Annotated in this window: 1 pseudogene; it reads left to right on the forward strand. The window is 50.8% G+C overall.

Annotation, left to right across the window (positions count from 1 at the left end):
* A pseudogene (locus JSN25_RS17180) lies at positions 1 to 240 on the forward strand (helix-turn-helix domain-containing protein); the annotation flags it as partial.

Consider the following 240-nt stretch of genomic DNA (forward strand, 5'->3'; position numbering starts at 1 on the left):
TATCAGCAAAAGTTCTGCATTAGCGGTTGCTGATGCTGCTGGGGTATCCGTCCCCTGGCTACTTGGTGAGGATGTTGGAGAGAAGGATGGCCTTAAGCCTGATGAACAGCGCCTGCTAGAGCTCTACCGCCAACTGCCAGAAGAAGAACAACAGAACATGTTGCGGATCGTATCTCTTCGATTGAAAGAACTCGACGAACTGTACGCCAAGTACATGGGACGGCGGATTAAGGGTGATAC

Source organism: Citrobacter cronae, assembly GCF_016893685.1.
Classification (GTDB): domain Bacteria; phylum Pseudomonadota; class Gammaproteobacteria; order Enterobacterales; family Enterobacteriaceae; genus Citrobacter; species Citrobacter werkmanii.